Annotated in this window: 19 protein-coding genes; 18 read left to right on the forward strand and 1 reads right to left on the reverse strand. The window is 42.8% G+C overall.

Annotation, left to right across the window (positions count from 1 at the left end; translation table 11 throughout):
* The first annotated feature begins 68 nt into the window (after nucleotides 1-68).
* A complete protein-coding gene (spoVM, locus tag ACDZ29_RS18725; RefSeq protein ID WP_034313769.1) occupies nucleotides 69-149 on the forward strand; it encodes a stage V sporulation protein SpoVM in 81 nt (26 codons plus the stop codon).
* A 206-nt stretch (nucleotides 150-355) separates the two neighbouring features.
* Here the strand turns inward: spoVM and rpmB are convergent, their stop codons facing one another.
* Nucleotides 356-544, reverse strand: a complete 189-nt coding sequence (rpmB, locus tag ACDZ29_RS18730) for a 50S ribosomal protein L28 (RefSeq protein WP_034313767.1) — start codon at nucleotides 542-544, stop codon at nucleotides 356-358.
* A gap of 253 nt (nucleotides 545-797) precedes the next feature.
* On the opposite strand from rpmB, the gene ACDZ29_RS18735 reads away from it, so the two are divergent.
* The 17 genes from ACDZ29_RS18735 to ACDZ29_RS18815 all read left to right on the forward strand — a co-directional run bounded on the left by ACDZ29_RS18735 (nucleotide 798) and on the right by ACDZ29_RS18815 (nucleotide 18,634).
* Nucleotides 798-1,160, forward strand: a complete 363-nt coding sequence (locus ACDZ29_RS18735; RefSeq protein WP_289324360.1) for an Asp23/Gls24 family envelope stress response protein — start codon at nucleotides 798-800, stop codon at nucleotides 1,158-1,160.
* An 18-nt stretch (nucleotides 1,161-1,178) separates the two neighbouring features.
* Nucleotides 1,179-2,849, forward strand: a complete 1,671-nt coding sequence (locus ACDZ29_RS18740; RefSeq protein ID WP_375088335.1) for a DAK2 domain-containing protein — start codon at nucleotides 1,179-1,181, stop codon at nucleotides 2,847-2,849.
* 223 nt (nucleotides 2,850-3,072) lie between these two features.
* Nucleotides 3,073-3,735 carry an L-serine ammonia-lyase, iron-sulfur-dependent subunit beta gene (sdaAB, locus tag ACDZ29_RS18745; protein WP_289317191.1) on the forward strand — a complete coding sequence of 221 codons (663 nt, stop codon included), beginning with the start codon at nucleotides 3,073-3,075 and terminating at the stop codon, nucleotides 3,733-3,735.
* A 37-nt stretch (nucleotides 3,736-3,772) separates the two neighbouring features.
* Nucleotides 3,773-4,657 (forward strand): L-serine ammonia-lyase, iron-sulfur-dependent, subunit alpha, encoded by an 885-nt coding sequence (sdaAA, locus tag ACDZ29_RS18750; RefSeq protein WP_289324362.1) that lies wholly within the window; start codon nucleotides 3,773-3,775, stop codon nucleotides 4,655-4,657.
* Nucleotides 4,654-6,705: an ATP-dependent DNA helicase RecG gene (recG, locus tag ACDZ29_RS18755; RefSeq protein ID WP_375088336.1), complete on the forward strand. Its 2,052-nt coding sequence runs from the start codon at nucleotides 4,654-4,656 to the stop codon at nucleotides 6,703-6,705. Before sdaAA ends, recG begins: the two co-directional genes overlap by 4 nt.
* A gap of 117 nt (nucleotides 6,706-6,822) precedes the next feature.
* Nucleotides 6,823-7,380 (forward strand): transcription factor FapR, encoded by a 558-nt coding sequence (gene fapR, locus ACDZ29_RS18760; RefSeq protein ID WP_289317188.1) that lies wholly within the window; start codon nucleotides 6,823-6,825, stop codon nucleotides 7,378-7,380.
* A 24-nt stretch (nucleotides 7,381-7,404) separates the two neighbouring features.
* Entirely contained in the window at nucleotides 7,405-8,391 is a 987-nt protein-coding gene (gene plsX / locus ACDZ29_RS18765; RefSeq protein WP_289317187.1) for a phosphate acyltransferase PlsX, read from the forward strand.
* A 30-nt stretch (nucleotides 8,392-8,421) separates the two neighbouring features.
* Nucleotides 8,422-9,369 carry an ACP S-malonyltransferase gene (gene fabD / locus ACDZ29_RS18770; protein ID WP_289324364.1) on the forward strand — a complete coding sequence of 316 codons (948 nt, stop codon included), beginning with the start codon at nucleotides 8,422-8,424 and terminating at the stop codon, nucleotides 9,367-9,369.
* On the forward strand, nucleotides 9,366-10,109 hold the full coding sequence (gene fabG, locus ACDZ29_RS18775) for a 3-oxoacyl-[acyl-carrier-protein] reductase (protein ID WP_289317185.1): 744 nt from the start codon (nucleotides 9,366-9,368) through the stop codon (nucleotides 10,107-10,109). Before fabD ends, fabG begins: the two co-directional genes overlap by 4 nt.
* 57 nt (nucleotides 10,110-10,166) lie before the next feature.
* Nucleotides 10,167-10,400, forward strand: a complete 234-nt coding sequence (locus ACDZ29_RS18780) for an acyl carrier protein (protein WP_034313729.1) — start codon at nucleotides 10,167-10,169, stop codon at nucleotides 10,398-10,400.
* 240 nt (nucleotides 10,401-10,640) lie between these two features.
* Nucleotides 10,641-11,384 carry a ribonuclease III gene (gene rnc / locus ACDZ29_RS18785; RefSeq protein WP_289318437.1) on the forward strand — a complete coding sequence of 248 codons (744 nt, stop codon included), beginning with the start codon at nucleotides 10,641-10,643 and terminating at the stop codon, nucleotides 11,382-11,384.
* Nucleotides 11,385-11,404: 20 nt separating this feature from the next.
* The gene (smc, locus tag ACDZ29_RS18790) at nucleotides 11,405-14,968 is read left to right on the forward strand and encodes a chromosome segregation protein SMC (protein WP_375088337.1); all 3,564 of its coding nucleotides are present in this window, start codon (nucleotides 11,405-11,407) and stop codon (nucleotides 14,966-14,968) included.
* A gap of 26 nt (nucleotides 14,969-14,994) precedes the next feature.
* Nucleotides 14,995-16,011 carry a signal recognition particle-docking protein FtsY gene (gene ftsY, locus ACDZ29_RS18795; protein ID WP_289317183.1) on the forward strand — a complete coding sequence of 339 codons (1,017 nt, stop codon included), beginning with the start codon at nucleotides 14,995-14,997 and terminating at the stop codon, nucleotides 16,009-16,011.
* A 270-nt stretch (nucleotides 16,012-16,281) separates the two neighbouring features.
* Nucleotides 16,282-16,614, forward strand: coding sequence for a putative DNA-binding protein (locus ACDZ29_RS18800; protein WP_061462382.1), 333 nt, complete (start codon nucleotides 16,282-16,284; stop codon nucleotides 16,612-16,614).
* Between the two features lie 11 nt (nucleotides 16,615-16,625).
* A complete protein-coding gene (gene ffh, locus ACDZ29_RS18805; RefSeq protein ID WP_289317182.1) occupies nucleotides 16,626-17,966 on the forward strand; it encodes a signal recognition particle protein in 1,341 nt (446 codons plus the stop codon).
* 152 nt (nucleotides 17,967-18,118) lie between these two features.
* The gene (gene rpsP / locus ACDZ29_RS18810) at nucleotides 18,119-18,391 is read left to right on the forward strand and encodes a 30S ribosomal protein S16 (RefSeq protein ID WP_034313715.1); all 273 of its coding nucleotides are present in this window, start codon (nucleotides 18,119-18,121) and stop codon (nucleotides 18,389-18,391) included.
* Nucleotides 18,392-18,403: 12 nt separating this feature from the next.
* Entirely contained in the window at nucleotides 18,404-18,634 is a 231-nt protein-coding gene (locus tag ACDZ29_RS18815; RefSeq protein ID WP_289317181.1) for a KH domain-containing protein, read from the forward strand.
* The last annotated feature ends 197 nt before the right edge of the window (nucleotides 18,635-18,831 follow it).

The raw sequence follows: 18,831 nt of genomic DNA on the forward strand, positions 1-18,831 counted from the left end.
AAAGCTTATGTTGTAATAGAAAAATTCCACTTCATCTTTATTTGTGGGATGCAAAGAGGAGGGGCATGATGAAATTTTATACGATTAAATTGCCAAAAGTTCTGGGCAGTTTGGTAAGGGCTATGCTCGGAGCGTTTAAAAAAGGCTGATACTTATCTCCATGACACCTCTCAAATTCAGGGAGGTGTTATTTTTTTCGGGATTTCTGGGGGAATGATAGGGGGTTGGCCATCCATTAATGGGAGATGACTTCTTTTCCTGATGCAGACTGTACCTTATCAACGAAATTAAAACCATCCCCATTAAAATGCAGGCCATTACAAGTAAAAAGGCATCCTAAGAGGATGCCGTAACATTATACGCGTTCTACTTTGCCCGATTTAAGAGCTCTTGCAGAAACGTATACACGTTTAGGTTTACCGTCAACTAAAATACGTACTTTTTGAAGGTTAGCGCCCCATGTACGCTTGCTAGCGTTCATTGCGTGAGAGCGGCTGTTACCAGAACGAGTTCTTCTTCCAGTGATTACACATTTACGTGCCATGTTAAATTCCCTCCTAACTACAACAAGCTTAAGTTATTCGCAGTCGTCTTAAGTCTTTGTAAAATACTTTAATAATTTATCATACCTACCGATAGAATGCAATACTTCAGTTCATTACTTTCAAGAAAAAAACCTTGACATACCTACTTGAAAATTGAAATATATAAAGTGCCGTATGACATTTACTTTTAAAACCATGGACATTATAGTAAAATGTCTTTAGTTGACTTGATTTTTTGGGAGGGAAAAGAAAATGTCTATCGAATTACAAACGAAATATGGACAAATTGATATCTCTAATGATGTTGTCGCTACTGTAGCAGGCGGCGCAGCTGTGGATTGCTACGGAATTATAGGAATGGCTTCCAAAAAACAATTTAAAGACGGCATTGCCGAAATTTTAAGAAAAGAAAACTTTACTAAGGGTGTAATAGTCCGTCAAGAAGAGGAAGAAGTTCATATCGATATGTATATTATCGTAAGTTATGGAACAAAAATCTCGGAAGTTGCACATAATGTGCAATCAAAGGTAAAATACACTCTGGACAAAACTGTAGGATTAGCTGTTGATTCCGTTAACATTTTTGTACAGGGAGTTCGTGTGACGAACCCTTAAGTATAGGAGGAAAGTTTTGTGTCAATTACAAGTTTAAACGGAAAGCGCTTTGCAGAAATGATCATTCAAGGCGCCAACCATTTAGCGGCTAATGCCCAAATGGTTGATGCTTTGAATGTTTTCCCAGTTCCAGATGGAGATACTGGAACGAATATGAATTTATCGATGACTTCCGGAGCGAAGGAAGTGCAAAATAACGTCCAGGAGCATATCGGGAAAGTGGGTACATCCCTATCAAGAGGACTGCTAATGGGTGCACGCGGCAATTCAGGTGTTATCCTTTCGCAACTTTTCCGCGGTTTTGCTAAAGCGATTGAACATAAATCGGAAATCAATAGTGAGGAATTTGCCCAAGCATTTGAAGCAGGGGTTCAGACAGCTTATAAAGCGGTAATGAAACCTGTTGAAGGAACCATTTTAACGGTTGCAAAAGATGCAGCCAAGCAAGCGGTTTCATCAGCATCAAAGCACCAAGACTTTATTCAGGTAATGGAAGAAATCGTTACGGAAGCCAATGCTTCATTAAAACGCACTCCTGATCTACTTCCAGTCTTAAAAGAAGTGGGGGTCGTTGACAGTGGCGGGCAAGGGTTGGTGTTCGTTTATGAAGGTTTCCTTGCTGAGCTTAAAGGGGAAGCCCTTCCAGTCCGATCTGCAAATGGACCAAGCATGGATGACATGATCAGTGCCGAACATCACATGAACGTACAAGGGCATATGAACACGGAAGATATCGTATATGGTTACTGCACGGAATTCATGGTCCGATTGGAAAGTGAGAAACTTGCCAATAATTCGTTCGATGAAGAAAAATTCCGAAATGATTTAAGTGAATACGGAGATTCTTTATTAGTCATCTCAGATGATGAAGTCGTCAAAGTACATATTCACTCTGAACAGCCTGGCACGTGCCTGAATTATGGCCAGCAATACGGTAGTTTAATCAAACTGAAAATCGATAATATGCGTGAACAGCATACTGCGATCGTAGGTGAAACGAATACACCGCTTCAAACGAAACCGTCCACCAAAGAGAAGTATGGTGTAGTGTCCGTAGCGATGGGTGCTGGCATAAGCGAGTTATTCAAAAGCATCGGCGCTAAGTCCGTCATCGAAGGCGGACAAACGATGAATCCTAGCACAGAAGATATTGTTAAGGCTGTCGAAGAGGCATATGCGGATCATGTCATCATCTTGCCTAACAATAAAAATATCATCATGGCGGCCAATCAAGCTGCAGATGTACTTGGTGATCATGTGACTGTTATTCCAACGAAAACAGTACCACAGGGAATGGCGGCATTGTTGGCTTTCAACCCTTCACTTGATGCTGAAGAGAATAAAAAAGCGATGATCGAAGCCCTTTCACATGTGAAAACGGGCCAGATTACTTATGCTGTCAGGGATACCAACATTGACGGTCTTGCAATTGAGACCGGGGACTTCATGGGAATTGCTGAAGGAACCATCAAAGTGAAGGATAAAGACATGACTCAAGCGGCAAAAGACCTTCTCTCCGATATGATTGATGAAGATTCCGAAATCCTTACCATTTTATATGGAGAAGATGCAACAACAGAAGATGTAGAAGGTCTTGTTGCGTTTTGTAATGAGAATTTCGAGGACGTTGAAGTTGAAGTCCATAATGGGAAACAACCTTTATATTCTTTTATTTTTTCAATTGAATAAGTTGAGAATCATGAAGATAAGGGAGATTTAATCGTCTCTTTGAAGGATCCAGAAAAAAATAAAAGGCAATAAACTGCATATGTCATTAGGCTATGCAGTTTTATTTTTTATGAAATGAAGGATTAGGGACAGCACGCTTGGAATTACAATAAATATGGCGTTATTATTAAACTAACTCCCAGTGTTTCCTTTGGGTTCAGTTCTAAAGAAGGAGGAGCAATTCATGAAATTTAGAAGTGTATTCGATATAATTGGTCCTGTTATGATTGGTCCCTCTAGTTCCCATACAGCAGGAGCTGCGAGAATCGGAAGGGTTGCCAGGAATTTATTCGACCGGGAACCAAAATGGGCCCATATTTCTTTTTACGGATCGTTTGCCAAAACCTATAAAGGCCATGGAACGGATGTAGCCATTGTAGGAGGCTTACTTGATTTTGATACATTTGATGAGAGAATTAAAGAATCGCTGGAAATAGCCCGCAAAAAGAAAATGAAAATTACTTTTCGCGAAGAAGAAGCCGTACCGGAACATCCCAATACAGCAAAAATAACGGTGGGCGATGATGATGGCGAACTGGAACTTGTCGGAATATCGATTGGCGGGGGAAAGATTGAAATCATCGAATTGAATGGGTTTAAATTAAGGCTATCTGGCCACAACCCTGCCATACTCGTCGTTCATGATGACCGATTTGGTGCCATTGCCAATGTTTCAAACATTTTAGCTAAGCATCAAATCAATATTGGCCAGATGGAAGTCTCCCGTAAGGAGAAAGGGAAGATGGCCTTGATGACCATTGAAGTGGACCATAACTTGGAGGACCACGTCATCGATGAAATTACAGCACTCCCCAACATCACCCAAGTTGCGAGGATTGTTGATTGATAGGGCAATCGTTTCCACTTAGGAAGGAGAAGATATCATGTTTCGGAATGTAGCGGAATTAATAGAATTAGCTGACTCAAAGCAGAAAAAAATATCAGAACTGATGATAGAACAGGAAATGGAAGTAACGGGAAAAAGCCGTGAACAAATCATCCATCAAATGGGAGTCAACCTGGATGTGATGGAGCAGGCTGTGGAAAAGGGACTCCAAGGTGTGCGATCCGTTTCCGGGCTTACGGGCGGGGACGCAGTCCTTCTTCAGAATTACATTAAATCCGGAAATTCCTTATCCGGTGAAATGCTGCTGGATGCTGTCAGCAAAGCCGTGGCAACAAACGAAGTGAACGCAGCCATGGGAACGATTTGTGCGACACCCACTGCCGGATCAGCGGGTGTTGTGCCTGGAACCCTCTTTGCTTTGCAAAATAAATTAAAACCTAATCGGGAACAGAAAATTGAGTTCTTATTTACAGCAGGGGCATTTGGTTTCGTAGTAGCGAATAATGCTTCGATCTCTGGAGCTGCAGGGGGCTGTCAGGCGGAGGTCGGTTCTGCTTCGGGCATGGCAGCTGCAGCCATCGTTGAAATGGCAGGAGGAACACCAGCACAAAGTGCAGAAGCAATGGCCATCACATTAAAGAACATGCTTGGTCTTGTATGTGACCCTGTTGCTGGGCTTGTGGAAGTACCTTGTGTGAAGCGGAATGCCATGGGGGCAGCTAATGCTATGGTTGCCGCAGATATGGCTTTAGCGGGGATTACAAGCCGCATACCGTGTGATGAAGTAATTGATGCGATGTACAAAATCGGGCAAACGATGCCATCTGCTCTAAGGGAAACTGCACAAGGAGGTTTAGCGGCTACACCGACTGGACGGGAGTTGGAAGCGAAAATCTTTGGCTTGCCGCTGAATAAGAAGTGAACTCCACTTTACAGGAACCCATAACGGCAGTTAAAGGCATTGGGGGAGAAACGGCAGCAGCTTTGGAGGAAATGGAGATCCATACCGTCGCGGATCTCCTTGAGCACCTTCCCTATCGCTATGAAGATTACCGATTGAGGGATTTAGAAACGGTTGAGCATGATGAGAGGGTTACCGTAGAAGGAAAGATTCATACGGTGCCCACTTTAGGTTACTTTGGTAAGAAAAAATCCAGGCTTACTATTAAATTATTGACTGGGAGATATTTAATAAATGTCATTTTTTTTAACCAGCCATATCTGAAGCAAAAGCTTGCGATAGGCGAAACCGTAACGGTAACTGGAAAATGGGATCGGCATCGCCAAACCATTACAGGATCGGAATGCCATGTTGGTGATCATAGCCGGGAGAAAGAGTTCGAACCTGTGTATTCAGTGAAGGGCAGCATTACTGTTAAAGGGCTGCGCCGCTTTATCTCCAATGCATTTTCCCAGTATGGGACATTGATCGAAGAAAATCTGCCCATACAATTGTTGGCGACATACAAACTGATGCCGCGTAACGATGCTCTTCGTACCATGCATTTCCCTCTATCGGCCAATGATGTGAAAAAGGCACGACGCCGTTTTGTGTATGAAGAATTTTTATTGTTTCAACTTAAAATGCAGGCGCTTCGTAAAGTGCAGCGAGAGCAGTCAAAAGGAATTGGCCAGGAGTTTGACGAGAAGCAAGTGGAAAAATTCGTTGAAACTCTTCCTTTTCCTTTAACGAATGCTCAAAATAGGGTTGTCGAGGAAATATTGAATGACATGAAATCTCCCTATCGGATGAATCGTCTACTTCAAGGGGATGTCGGGTCAGGAAAAACGGTGGTGGCCGCCATATGCCTGAAGGCGACGATTACAGCAGGTTTCCAAGGTGCTCTTATGGTCCCGACGGAGATTCTGGCTGAGCAGCATACACAATCCCTGAAAGCCATGTTGGAACCCAGTGGAGTAAAGGTCGCATTGTTGACTAGTTCGGTAAAAGGCAAGAAGCGCAAGGAACTATTGCAAATGCTGGAATCCGGGGAGCTCGACCTTTTAATAGGAACTCATGCATTGATACAGGATGAAGTGAATTTTCGGAACCTCGGTCTTGTCATTACGGATGAACAACATCGTTTCGGAGTGGAACAGCGTCGGATCCTTCGTGAAAAAGGTGCAAATCCAGATGTCCTGTTCATGACGGCAACACCGATTCCACGAACGCTCGCAATTACAGTATTTGGAGAAATGGACGTCTCCACGATAGACGAAATGCCGGCTGGTCGTAAAGCGATCGAAACCTATTGGGCGAAACACCAAATGCTTGATCGGATCTTGACTTTTGTCGAAAAGGAACTAAAGCAAGGGAGACAGGCATACATCATCTGTCCATTGATTGAGGAGTCGGAGAAACTTGATTCTTTACAAAATGTTCTTGATGTTCATGCAATGCTTACACAGTACTTTGCGAACAGGTATAAAGTGGGACTCATGCATGGGCGTCTGCCAGCTGATGAAAAAGACGAAGTGATGCAGCAGTTTAGTGCAAATGAAGCACAAATCCTTGTCTCCACGACGGTTGTCGAAGTTGGGGTGAATGTTCCTAATGCAACGGTAATGGTCATTTATGATGCGGAGCGCTTTGGGCTTTCACAGTTGCATCAGTTACGGGGAAGGGTTGGACGGGGGAGTGATCAGTCCTTTTGCATCCTCCTGGCTGATCCGAAAACGGAAGTCGGCAAAGAACGGATGAAAATCATGACCGAGACAAACGATGGTTTTGCCCTTTCCGAGAAAGATTTGGAACTTCGGGGACCTGGGGACTTCTTCGGTAAAAAACAAAGCGGTCTTCCTGAGTTCAAAGTAGCGGACATGGTCCATGATTACAGGGCCCTGGAAGTGGCAAGGGTGGATGCAGCAAAATTAATTGCCTCACAAAGCTTTTGGCATTCCCCGGAGTATGCGCCGCTTCGGAACTATTTAGAGGGAACGGGCGTATTTACGGGAGAAAAACTGGACTGAACCGAGTGAAAATCAATAACAGATTGTGAGATTTTCCACAATATCTTGCAATCTGTTTTTAAAATATATATACTACTATTAGTACCTAGTCATAATACTACGGATGGTGACCTTCAAATGCGAAGAAATAAGAAGGAACGCCAGCAATTATTAATCGAAACGATTAAACAGAATCCTTTTGTAACGGATGAGGAGCTGGCTGAAAAATATTCGGTGAGCGTCCAGACTATTAGGCTTGACCGTCTTGAATTATCGATACCGGAACTGCGTGAACGTATTAAAAACGTGGCCGAGAAGAAATTCAGTGACGAAATCAGGGCATTGCCTTTGGATGAAATCATCGGGGAAGTAATTGATCTTAATTTAGATGACAATGCAATTTCGATTTTGGATATAAATAAAGAGCATGTCTTTAAGCGGAATGGGATTGCAAGGGGACATCACCTTTTTGCCCAAGCAAATTCATTAGCTGTAGCGGTCATAAATGATGAACTGGCATTAACTGCAAAAGCATCCATTTTATTTACTCGTTCTGTAAAGGAAAATGAAAGAGTGGTAGCTAAAGCGAAGGTTAAAAACGTGGACCACACCAACGATCGCTCCGTGGTGGAGGTTAGAAGCTACGTGGGTAATGAACTGGTTTTTAAAGGCGAGTTCGAAATGTATCGCTCTTAACTTTCTAGTAAAGGATGAAAGAAAATGAAAATAACAATAGATGCAATGGGTGGCGATAATGCTCCCAAAGCACAGGTTTTGGGAGCAATGAAAGCTGTCGAGACTTTTTCCGATGTGGAAATTACCTTGGTGGGAAATGAAGCCGAGATTAACCAATACTTAGCGAAACACGGTCGAATAAAGGTTGTACATACTGATGAAAAAATATTAAGTACCGATGAACCGGTTCGTGCGGTTCGCCGCAAGAAAAGCGCCTCGATGGTATTGGCGGCACAACAAGTAGCTGACGGAGAAGCCGATGCGTGCATTTCTTCAGGCAATACCGGTGCGCTAATGGCTGCAGGCCTGTTTGTTGTTGGAAGGATAGAAGGCATTGAACGTCCGGCTTTAGCTCCCACCCTTCCGACAATCGATGGTAAAGGTTTTGTACTTCTGGATGTAGGTGCGAACTCCGATGCGAAACCGGAGCATCTGCTTCAATTTGCCATAATGGGTTCTGTTTATGCCCAAAAAGTGCGGGGAATTGAAAAGCCCCGTGTCGGATTACTTAATATTGGAACGGAAGAAAAAAAGGGGAATGAACTGACTAAGCATGCCTTTACATTATTACAGCAATCACCGGAGATATCCTTTATAGGTAACGTAGAGGCCAGGGACCTCCTAAATGGGCCTGCAGATGTTGTCGTAACGGACGGATTCACGGGAAATATGGTGTTGAAGACACTAGAAGGTACTGCTATGGGTGTATTTAAAATGGTGAAAACGGCCTTGATGAGCAACATCAAGAGTAAGTTGGCTGCAGCAATGGTAAAGCCTGAACTAAAAGGCATTAAAAATAAAATGGATTATTCGGAGTATGGCGGTGCTGGCCTATTCGGTTTGAAGGCCCCTGTCATTAAGGCGCATGGTTCTTCAGATGCGAACGCAGTCTATAATGCAATACGCCAGACTCGCGATATGGTTGGCAATGACGTCATATCGACCATTGCAAAGACGATAGAAAAACAATAATAAATCTTAGTAGAGGCAGGGGAGTAACAAATGGGTAAAATTGCTTTTGTCTTTCCAGGACAAGGTTCACAGTCAATAGGAATGGGCCATGGCTTATTTCAGGAAAACGAGCGTGCTCAGCAAATTTTTCGAACAGCTGATGAAAAACTTGATTTTCCACTTTCCGAACTGATCTTTAACGGCACACAACAAGAATTAACAGTAACCTATAATGCGCAGCCAGCTCTATTGACCACGAGTTATGCCTTTGTCAAGGAGTTGCAAGAAGCGGGAATCAAACCCGATTATACAGCAGGGCATAGTTTAGGTGAATATACAGCTTTAGTGGCATCAGGTGCAATTTCTTTTGAAGATGCCGTTTATACTGTGCGTAAGCGTGGTGAATTCATGGAAGCTGCGGTACCGAATGGTCAAGGCTCAATGGCTGCGATACTGGGAATGGACCGTGAAGCTCTATCTGAAGTGACTTCTGAAATAACGGCCACAGGGGAATCCGTCCAATTAGCCAATATTAATTGTCCGGGGCAAATCGTCATTTCAGGTACTTCAGAAGGGGTTAAACTTGCAAGTGAAAAAGCTAAGGAGAACGGGGCTAAACGGGCTCTTCCTCTTGAAGTGAGTGGACCGTTCCATTCGGAGTTGATGAAACCGGCTGCAGAAAAGTTACAGGGGGTCCTAGATGAAGTTAGCTTCAAACAGGCAGAAATTCCTGTCATTTCAAATGTAACGGCCAAGCCGATTACTGCACCTGCTGAAATAAAAGAAAAATTAATCGAACAGTTGTATTCACCGGTACTTTGGGAGGACAGTGTAAAAAATCTCCTTGAATTGGGCGTGGATACGTTCATCGAGGTTGGCCCTGGGAAAGTATTGGGTGGATTAATTAAGAAAATTGATCGTTCCGTTCAAATTCACTCGGTTTCCGATATAGATACACTAACTAAAACTATTGAAACATTGAAGGGGGAACAAGCATGATCCTCGAAGGTAAAAAAGCACTTGTAACGGGAGCTTCACGAGGTATTGGCAGGGAAGTTGCTTTAGAACTTGCCCGTCAGGGAGCAGACGTTGCCATCAACTACTCTGGCAGTGAAGCTAAAGCGAATGAAGTGGTGGATGAAATCAAGGCATTGGGCCGTAAAGCATTTGCCGTCCAATGCGATGTTGCAAACAGTGAATCTGTGACAAGTATGATCAAGGAAGTTGTCGAACAGTTTGGCAGAGTCGATATTCTGGTTAATAATGCCGGTATCACACGTGACAACCTATTGATGCGCATGAAAGAAGAGGAATGGGATTCGGTGATCAATACGAATCTTAAAGGAGTATTCCTTTGCACAAAAGCAGTCACAAGACAAATGATGAAGCAGCGCAGCGGCAGGATCATCAATATGGCATCGATCGTCGGCGTCAGCGGAAATGCAGGGCAGGCTAATTATGTAGCGGCCAAAGCTGGTGTGATCGGCCTGACTAAAACTACGGCAAAGGAACTTGCTTCAAGAGGCATTACGGTCAATGCGATTGCCCCCGGTTTCATCTCGACGGATATGACAGGGGAATTGCCTGAAGACGTCCAAAAAGCCATGTTGGACCAAATTCCGCTTGCCCGGTTCGGTGACCCTAAAGATATCGCTGCAGTGGCGTCTTTCCTCGCTTCTGATGCCAGCAAATATATGACTGGGCAAACTCTTCATGTAGATGGCGGTATGGTCATGTAAGTTTCCTTTGATTTTTTTCAAAATTAATTTATAATGTTTTGAGGGGAGGTGAACACATTGGCAGATGTATTAGAAAGAGTAACTAAAATCGTTGTAGATCGTTTGAACGTAGAAGAATCAGAGGTAAAACTTGAAGCTTCTTTCAAAGAAGATCTTGGTGCCGATTCCCTAGATGTAGTTGAACTAGTCATGGAATTCGAAGACGAGTTCGATATGGAAATTTCGGACGATGACGCTGAAAAAATCGCCACAGTAGGTGATGCTGTGAATTACATACAAAGCACTATGTAATGAATTGTCATTTGACTAGAAGCTCCGTTTTTTAACGGGGCTTTCTCTTATACTTAAAGAAGTTTGATGCAGAGGCGATCAGGCTCCGCCTGCATGGCAGTGGTCTTTTGCCATTAGTTTTCTTTAAGCGGATAATAATGTATGATGGTACATAGGAAAGCTTGACAGGAATTCCTGCCAGGTTTCTTTTTATATATAGGAAAAATATGTTTTTTGAACCGTTGTGGAGGGTTTTGTGTGATGCGTAGGAACGGAAATAATCGTAAACCATCAATCAAGGATAATAAATTCAAACAGTTGCAAGAAAGTCTTGGTTTTCATTTTAAAGATGAAAATTTATTGAAACAAGCTTTTACACATTCATCTTATGTGAATGAGCATCGCCGTAAGCCTTATGAAGATAATGAAAGGCTTGAATTCTTGGGAGACGCTGTACTTGAACTGACCATCTCTAAATACTTATATCAAAAATATCCGATGATGAGCGAAGGTGAACTTACCAAATTAAGGGCAGCCATTGTGTGTGAGCCTTCACTTGTTGCTTTTGCCAATAGCCTTTCTTACGGGGAATATGTATTGCTCGGCAAAGGGGAAGAAATGACAGGTGGAAGAGAACGCCCTGCCATGCTTGCGGATGTATTCGAAGCCTATATTGGGGCTTTGTACCTTGATCAAGGATTAGAGCCAGTTGTACAGTTTTTAAAAAATGTTGTGTTTCCGAAGATAGACGAGGGTGCTTTTTCTCATGTGATGGATTATAAGAGCCAGCTTCAAGAGCTGATCCAGCGTGATGCTATCGGTGTCCTGCAATATAAGATCTTGCAGGAAAAAGGACCAGCCCATAATCGTGAGTTTGTTTCGACCGTCTCTCTGAATGGGGAAGAGCTGGGATCTGGTATAGGAAAGTCCAAAAAAGAAGCGGAGCAGCATGCTGCCGAGCATGCATTGATCGTTTTAAAAGAAAAAAACCAACAAGATAGTTGAACAGTAGAGGGGGAAAGGTCATGTTCCTCAAACGCTTGGACGTTGTAGGATTTAAATCTTTCGCAGAAAAAATTTCGATTGATTTTGTACCTGGTGTCACGGCAGTGGTTGGACCGAACGGAAGCGGTAAAAGTAATGTGACCGATGCAGTCCGATGGGTGCTTGGAGAACAGTCTGCAAAATCGCTGCGTGGAGCAAAAATGGAAGATATCATCTTTTCGGGAAGTGACACGAGGAAAGCGTTGAATTTTGCAGAAGTATCATTGACCCTAGATAACGAGACCAATTCCCTACCAATTGACTTTCATGAAGTCAGTGTGACAAGAAGGGTTTATCGATCGGGAGAAAGTGAATTCTTCATTAATAATCAAGGTTGCCGTCTGAAAGACATCATAGACCTGTTCATGGATTCTGGTCTTGGGCGTGAAGCATTTTCCATCATCAGCCAAGGGAAAGTCGAAGAAATCCTGAGCAGTAAGGCAGAAGAAAGAAGAGTGATCTTTGAAGAAGCCGCCGGTGTCCTGAAATATAAAACAAGGAAACGAAAAGCGGAATCGAAGCTGACGGAAACGCAGGATAACTTAAACCGTGTCCATGATATCCTCCATGAATTGGAGGCACAGGTGGAACCGTTGAAAATTCAGTCTTCCCTCGCCAAGGAATTTTTGGAGAAGAAAGAAGAGCTTGAGCAAATAGAAGTAGCTTTAACCGTTTTTGAAATAGAAGAACTTTATGAAAAATGGGAAAACCTGTCCCAGGAACTTGAAAAACATAATGAAATGGAACAGCAAATGGCAGGGCAGCTTCATGATAGGGAAGCGCATCTCAAAAAGCTTCGGGATAATCTTGCGACGCTTGAGACATCGATCAATGGACTTCAGGAAATTCTTCTGAATGCCAGCGAAGAACTTGAAAAGCTTGAAGGCCGTAAAGAGGTTTTGAAAGAACGGAAAAAAAATGCTGCCCAAAACAAGTCACAGCTTGAAAAAGCGATTGTGGAAGGTGAGGCTGCTGTCGAGCGTTTATCATTGCAAAAGGAAAGAGAAACGGAAATCCTGAATGCATTGAACTTGGAAGTAAAAGGGATACAGGAAAGCCTGCATGAAAAACAAAAAAGCTTAGGCCTATTCAATAGTGATATCGAAGCCATGATTGAAGTGAAAAAGAGTGACTATATCGAGTGGTTGAACAAGCAGGCCACGGCTAAAAACGAAAAACAGTACCTGCTTCAGCAGCTAACACAGCAGGAACATAAAAATGCTAAACTTGATATGGAAAATGAAAAGTTCTTAACCGAAAGAATGGATATCACTGCGAAAAAAGTGGAATATTCACAGCTGATGGCCAATGTGACCAAGCAGCTTGATGAGCATGTCACTTATTTCCGAAATCAGCAGAATAAATTGAATGCGGCAAAAGATACGTATCAAAAACAAGAAACCACCCTATATAAGGCCTATCAATTCCTTCAACAGGCAAAATCACGTAAGGAACTTCTTGAAGAAATGGAAGAGGATTATGCAGGCTTTTTTCAGGGTGTTAAAGAAGTTTTGAAAGCGAAAGAAACCCTTCAAGGCATTGAAGGGGCAGTTGCGGAATTGATAAAGGTTCCAAAGGAATATGAAACGGCCATAGAAACGGCTCTAGGCGGAGCGATGCAGCATGTGGTCGTGGAACGCGAAGAGCATGCACGAGAAGCCATTTCCTTCTTGAAGAAAAATAGGTATGGACGTGCAACGTTCTTGCCTTTGTCAGTCATAAAGGCAAGAGAGATTTCAGTGAACCAATTATCGATGCTGAAGAGCCATTCAGCTTTTGTGGGGACAGGTTCCTCATTGATCCAATATGATGATAGACATGCAGCAATTGCGGAAAACCTGTTAGGAACCGTCATAATCACCACAGATTTAAAGGGTGCAAATGATTTGGCGAAAATGATGCAGCACCGTTTCCGCTTCGTAACACTTGAAGGGGATATCGTCAATCCAGGTGGTTCGATGACTGGTGGAGCCTTAAAGCAAAAAACGACTTCCTTGCTTTCGAGGAAAACGGAATTGGAAGAGCTCAATCAAAAACTTGCCGCCATGGAAGCGAAAACGAACCAGCTAGAAAAGCAGGTTAAACAGCTCAAAGTGGATGTGGGTGTTCAAGAGCAAACGCTTGAACAAACGAGAAAAACAGGAGAGAGCCTTCGGTTACAAGAACAAACCCTCAAGGGCGAACTTCGTGAAGTGGAGCTACAGGAAAGAAATGTGAATGACCGGCTCCACCTATATGATTTGGATAAAAATTCATATTTAGAAGAACAACAGCAAAAAACAGCAAGACTTGAAGAGCTGGAAGAACTTTTGGAATCATGTAAAACGGAAATTGAAGGGCTTGACCGGTTAATTTCCGACATGACGGAACAAAAGCAATCTCAACAATCCTCAAAAGAGAGCCTTGCTGAAGAAACGAATGAACTGAGGGTAACACTGGCCTCTAAGCGCGGGCAGTTACAAAACCAAAAAGAGAAGATGGAACGCATTGAAGCGGATCTTTCAAAGGAAACAAGCAGGCTTGCCGAAAATAAAGATGATTTGGGGCTCCTGACCAATGAAATGACAGACAGTTCAAGCGGGGAAGAGTCCCTGGAAGATATGGCGCAGAAGAAATTGCTCGATAAAAATGGAGCAATTGAAGGAATCACGATAAAAAAACAGGAAAAAAATGAACTTTTAAAACAAGTTGAAACGCTTGAACTGGCCTTGAAGGAAGAAAATCGAGTTTATAGAGGCATTGTTGAAGTGATAAAGGATGAAGAAGTAAAATTAACTCGTCTGGATGTGGAACTGGAAAATCGCCTCGACCACTTGAGAGAAGAATATACGCTTTCCTTTGAAGGTGCTAAAGAACAGTATCCATTGATGATGCCTATAGAAGAAGCTCAAAAAAGGGTGAAGCTCATCAAGCTTGCAATCGAGGAATTAGGAACGGTAAATATAGGTGCGATTGATGAATATGCCCGTGTAGCTGAACGCTATGAATTCCTTCTAAGCCAAAAGGAAGACCTTCAACAGGCAAAAGATACACTATTCCAAGTCATCGATGAAATGGATGATGAAATGAAGCGACGCTTTGCGGATACCTTTTATTCGATCCGTGAAGAATTCGAACAAGTCTTCAAAGCTTTATTTGGAGGAGGCAGAGCTGAGCTGAAACTGACTAATCCGGATGATTTACTAAATACAGGGGTAGATATCATTGCACAGCCGCCTGGAAAAAAACTTCAGAATTTGAGCCTCTTATCCGGGGGAGAACGGGCATTGACAGCCATAGCCCTTTTATTCTCCATTCTAAAAGTGCGGCCGGTGCCTTTCTGTATCCTTGATGAAGTCGAGGCAGCCCTTGATGAGGCGAATGTCGTCCGGTTCAGCCAATTTTTAAGGAAGTTCAGCAGGGAAACGCAGTTTATCGTGATTACCCACCGTAAAGGTACGATGGAAGAGGCTGATGTCCTATATGGCATTACGATGCAGGAGTCAGGTGTTTCCAAACTTGTTTCCGTCAGGATGGAAGAATCGGAAAACTTTATTGAAGTTTAAATTCATTAAATAGAGGAAGTGGGACAATGAGTTTTTTCAAAAAGCTAAAAGAGAAATTTACGACCCAGGAACAAAAAGAAAAAGAAGTTGAAGCAGAAGTATCCATTGGGGAAAAATTCAAGCAAGGTTTGACAAAGACGAGGAATTCCTTTACTGGAAGGGTTAATGAACTTGTTGCCCGTTATCGGAAGGTGGATGAGGACTTTTTTGAAGAACTTGAAGAAATCCTAATACAGGCTGATGTAGGCTTTGATACTGTGATGGAACTAATTGATCAATTGAAAATGGAAGTCAAACTCCGCAATATCTCTGATACGAGGGAAGTGCAATCCGTCATTTCCGAAAAGCTTGTTGAAATCTACCAAGGCGATGAAGAGGCAACTTCAAGCTTGAATATACAAGAAGAAGGTTTGACGGTCATCTTGTTTGTAGGGGTTAATGGGGTAGGCAAAACGACGACAATCGGAAAACTTGCCCATAAATTCAAGGAAGAAGGAAAATCTGTCGTATTGGCTGCCGGGGATACTTTCCGTGCCGGTGCGATTGAACAGCTAGAGGTTTGGGGAGAGCGTGTGGGTGTCAGTGTAATCAAACAGGGTGAAGGCTCTGACCCTGCAGCGGTCATGTTCGATGCGATTCAGGCCGCCAAGGCACGAAAAGCTGATATCCTGATCTGTGACACTGCCGGTCGCTTACAGAATAAAGTGAATTTAATGAAGGAATTGGAAAAGGTGAAACGTGTAATTGAACGTGAAGTACCCGGCGCACCACACGAGGTGTTGCTTGCCCTTGATGCAACAACTGGACAAAATGCCCTCATTCAAGCCAAGACATTCAAGGAAGCGACCAATGTTTCCGGTATTGTTTTAACAAAGCTTGATGGCACGGCAAAAGGTGGAATTGTCTTGGCAATTCGCAATGAATTGGCCATTCCGGTTAAATTTGTCGGGCTTGGTGAAAAAATGGACGATCTGCAGGAATTCGATGCTGAGAAATATGTTTATGGCCTTTTTGCAGATATCATCGATAAAGAAGAGGTTTAAGAAAAAAAGTGTAAACCGGAAGAGATTTTCTCTTCTGGGTTTTTTTTGACCATTTTTCCAAGAGGACTCAAGATCATTATGGGACTCACTGTGATCTAGCGGAAGAACTACCTAAAAAAGAGGAGGGGAAATCCTCCTTGAAGCGGGAAAAAGAAAAAAATAATGATTTGCAAACAAGTGGTAAGGAGTTTAACTTGACATCAAATAAACAAGGCTATACAATATAAACTTGTAAAGGGTTTTCACTTAACAGCAGGGAGGCTTGCTAAGATGCTTGAAAAGACAACGCGGATTAATTATTTGTATGACTTTTACCAATCGTTGTTAACAGAGAAGCAGCAGAGCTACATGTCCCTCTACTATCTGGATGATTACTCTCTTGGCGAGATTGCCGATGAATACGAAGTCAGTAGGCAGGCAGTCTATGATAATATAAAAAGAACAGAAGCGATGCTTGAGGAATATGAAGCTAAGCTATTGTTATTTCAAAAATTTCAAGAGCGTAACCAGTGGATTGCGAATATGAAGGGACTCATAGAAAAGGATTCCTTTTCAAAAGAGAAGCTGCTAGACGCAATCACAACGCTTGAGAAGTTGGATTAGGAGGCGGCAATATGGCATTTGAAGGATTGGCCGACCGACTGCAGAGCACGATGCAAAAGATCCGTGGAAAAGGGAAGGTCAACGAAGCGGACGTTAAAGAAATGATGCGTGAAGTTCGATTGGCACTGCTTGAAGCGGATGTTAACTTTAAAGTCGTGAAGGATTTTGTAAAACGTGTCAGTGAACGTTCGGTAGGTCAGGAAGTGCTGAAAAGCTTAACCCCCGGTCAGCAGGTAATTAAAGTAGTAAAGGAAGAATTGACGGATCTGATGGGCGGCGAACAGAGCAAGATTGCTGTTGCCTCGAAACCACCGACCGTCATTATGATGGTAGGGCTTCAAGGTGCAGGTAAAACGACGACCACCGGAAAGCTAGCCAATCTTCTTAGAAAAAAATACAACCGCAAGCCATTGCTCGTTGCGGCTGATATTTACCGTCCGGCGGCGATTAAGCAGCTTGAAACACTTGGCAAACAATTAAGCATGCCTGTTTTCTCCCTTGGGGACCAGGTTAGTCCTGTTGAAATTGCCAAACAGGCGATTGAAAAAGCTAAGGAAGAACATCATGATTATGTGTTGATTGATACCGCAGGCCGCCTTCATGTTGATGAAAACTTGATGGGTGAACTGAAGGATATCAAAGAATTGACAAAACCTGATGAAATCTTCCTGGTTGTCGATGCGATGACCGGTCAAGATGCGGTCAATGTAGCCCAAAGCTTTAATGAACAGCTAGGCCTGACTGGTGTCGTATTAACGAAACTTGATGGGGACACACGTGGTGGTGCGGCACTTTCGATTCGTTCAGTCACCAACACGCCGATTAAATTCGTCGGTATGGGAGAAAAATTGGATGCACTCGAAGCATTCCATCCAGAACGGATGGCTTCGCGGATCCTTGGCATGGGTGATGTATTGACCCTTATCGAAAAAGCACAGGCCAATGTAGATGAAGAAAAAGCGAAAGAATTAGAGAAAAAGATGCGTACAGCCACTTTTACCTTTGATGATTTCCTTGAGCAACTTGGTCAGGTGCGGAATATGGGACCGCTTGATGATATTCTGAAAATGATTCCCGGTGCGAATAAAATGAAAGGGATGGACAACCTTCAGATCGATGAGAAACAGATCGGTCATGTCGAAGCTATCATCCGTTCAATGACAACGCAGGAAAAGGAACATCCAGAAACCATGAATGCATCCCGCAAGAAACGGATTGCCAAAGGAAGCGGCAGATCGATTCAGGAAGTGAACCGTCTACTGAAGCAATTCGAAGAAATGAAAAAGATGATGAAACAGGTTACGAACATGCAAAAAGGTAAGAAAAAGGGATTCAAATTCCCGTTCATGTAAGGTTTTTTTTAGGTCGAAACTGGCGGAAATACGGGTCAAAGCCATGTATTTCAACACTTTTTTTACCTGTTAAGAAAAAAACCTTTACAAACATACAAGACATTTGATATTATACTATCTTGTGTGAAACTATTCGGAGGTGCTTATTTAAAATGGCAGTAAAAATTCGCTTAAAACGTATGGGAGCTAAAAAATCTCCTTTCTATCGTATTGTAGTTGCAGATTCTCGTTCACCACGTGACGGACGTTACATTGAAGTGGTTGGAACTTATAACCCGGTGACTCAACCAGCTAAAGTTGAAATCAACGAAGAGCTTGCTCTTAAATGGTTACAAGATGGAGCTAAACCATCTGATACAGTTCGTAACTTATTCTCAACACAAGGCATCATGGAAAAATTCCATGTTGCAAAAAACAGCAAGTAATCGACGTAGTTGATGAAAGCACTAATTGAAACGATTGTTTCAGCACTTGTGGATTATCCGGAAGAGGTCATCGTGGCTTCCAAGGAAGAGTCCGACCGGATTGTTTATACCCTCTCCGTTCATAAGGAGGACATGGGTAAAGTCATCGGTAAACAAGGGCGTGTTGCTAAGGCGATTCGTACTGTGGTATATGCAGCAGGATCTTCACAGCAGAAGAAAATCTATTTGGAGATTTCCGAATAAGGAGGGCTAATACCCCTCCTTTTTTTGTACTTCAAGAAAGTGAAATTCCGCCTTGGATCCTATTTGATTATGACCTTGAGTTTAAACTTTACGCCTTTTTAAGACGCATCTTTTACCGATTTACGTTATACTTAGGAGAATGATCCCCCTTTTTCAAAAAGATTACCCAATCATACATATTTTTTGAAGGAAATAAG

Origin of the sequence: Peribacillus sp. RS7, from assembly GCF_041956845.1 — a bacterium.
Lineage (GTDB): Bacteria > Bacillota > Bacilli > Bacillales > DSM-1321 > Peribacillus.

Bases quoted from the DNA above. Each gene is read 5' to 3' on its own strand.
- sdaAB (WP_289317191.1), top strand. From the start codon at position 3,073: ATGAAATTTAGAAGTGTATTCGATATAATTGGTCCTGTTATGATTGGT.
- ACDZ29_RS18800 (WP_061462382.1), top strand. From the start codon at position 16,282: ATGCTTGAAAAGACAACGCGGATTAATTATTTGTATGACTTTTACCAA.
- plsX (WP_289317187.1), top strand. From the start codon at position 7,405: ATGAAAATAACAATAGATGCAATGGGTGGCGATAATGCTCCCAAAGCA.
- ftsY (WP_289317183.1), top strand. From the start codon at position 14,995: ATGAGTTTTTTCAAAAAGCTAAAAGAGAAATTTACGACCCAGGAACAA.
- smc (WP_375088337.1), top strand. From the start codon at position 11,405: ATGTTCCTCAAACGCTTGGACGTTGTAGGATTTAAATCTTTCGCAGAA.
- rpmB (WP_034313767.1), bottom strand. From the start codon at position 544: ATGGCACGTAAATGTGTAATCACTGGAAGAAGAACTCGTTCTGGTAAC.
- fabD (WP_289324364.1), top strand. From the start codon at position 8,422: ATGGGTAAAATTGCTTTTGTCTTTCCAGGACAAGGTTCACAGTCAATA.
- sdaAA (WP_289324362.1), top strand. From the start codon at position 3,773: ATGTTTCGGAATGTAGCGGAATTAATAGAATTAGCTGACTCAAAGCAG.
- spoVM (WP_034313769.1), top strand. From the start codon at position 69: ATGAAATTTTATACGATTAAATTGCCAAAAGTTCTGGGCAGTTTGGTA.
- ffh (WP_289317182.1), top strand. From the start codon at position 16,626: ATGGCATTTGAAGGATTGGCCGACCGACTGCAGAGCACGATGCAAAAG.
- fabG (WP_289317185.1), top strand. From the start codon at position 9,366: ATGATCCTCGAAGGTAAAAAAGCACTTGTAACGGGAGCTTCACGAGGT.
- ACDZ29_RS18735 (WP_289324360.1), top strand. From the start codon at position 798: ATGTCTATCGAATTACAAACGAAATATGGACAAATTGATATCTCTAAT.
- rpsP (WP_034313715.1), top strand. From the start codon at position 18,119: ATGGCAGTAAAAATTCGCTTAAAACGTATGGGAGCTAAAAAATCTCCT.
- fapR (WP_289317188.1), top strand. From the start codon at position 6,823: ATGCGAAGAAATAAGAAGGAACGCCAGCAATTATTAATCGAAACGATT.
- rnc (WP_289318437.1), top strand. From the start codon at position 10,641: ATGCGTAGGAACGGAAATAATCGTAAACCATCAATCAAGGATAATAAA.
- ACDZ29_RS18815 (WP_289317181.1), top strand. From the start codon at position 18,404: ATGAAAGCACTAATTGAAACGATTGTTTCAGCACTTGTGGATTATCCG.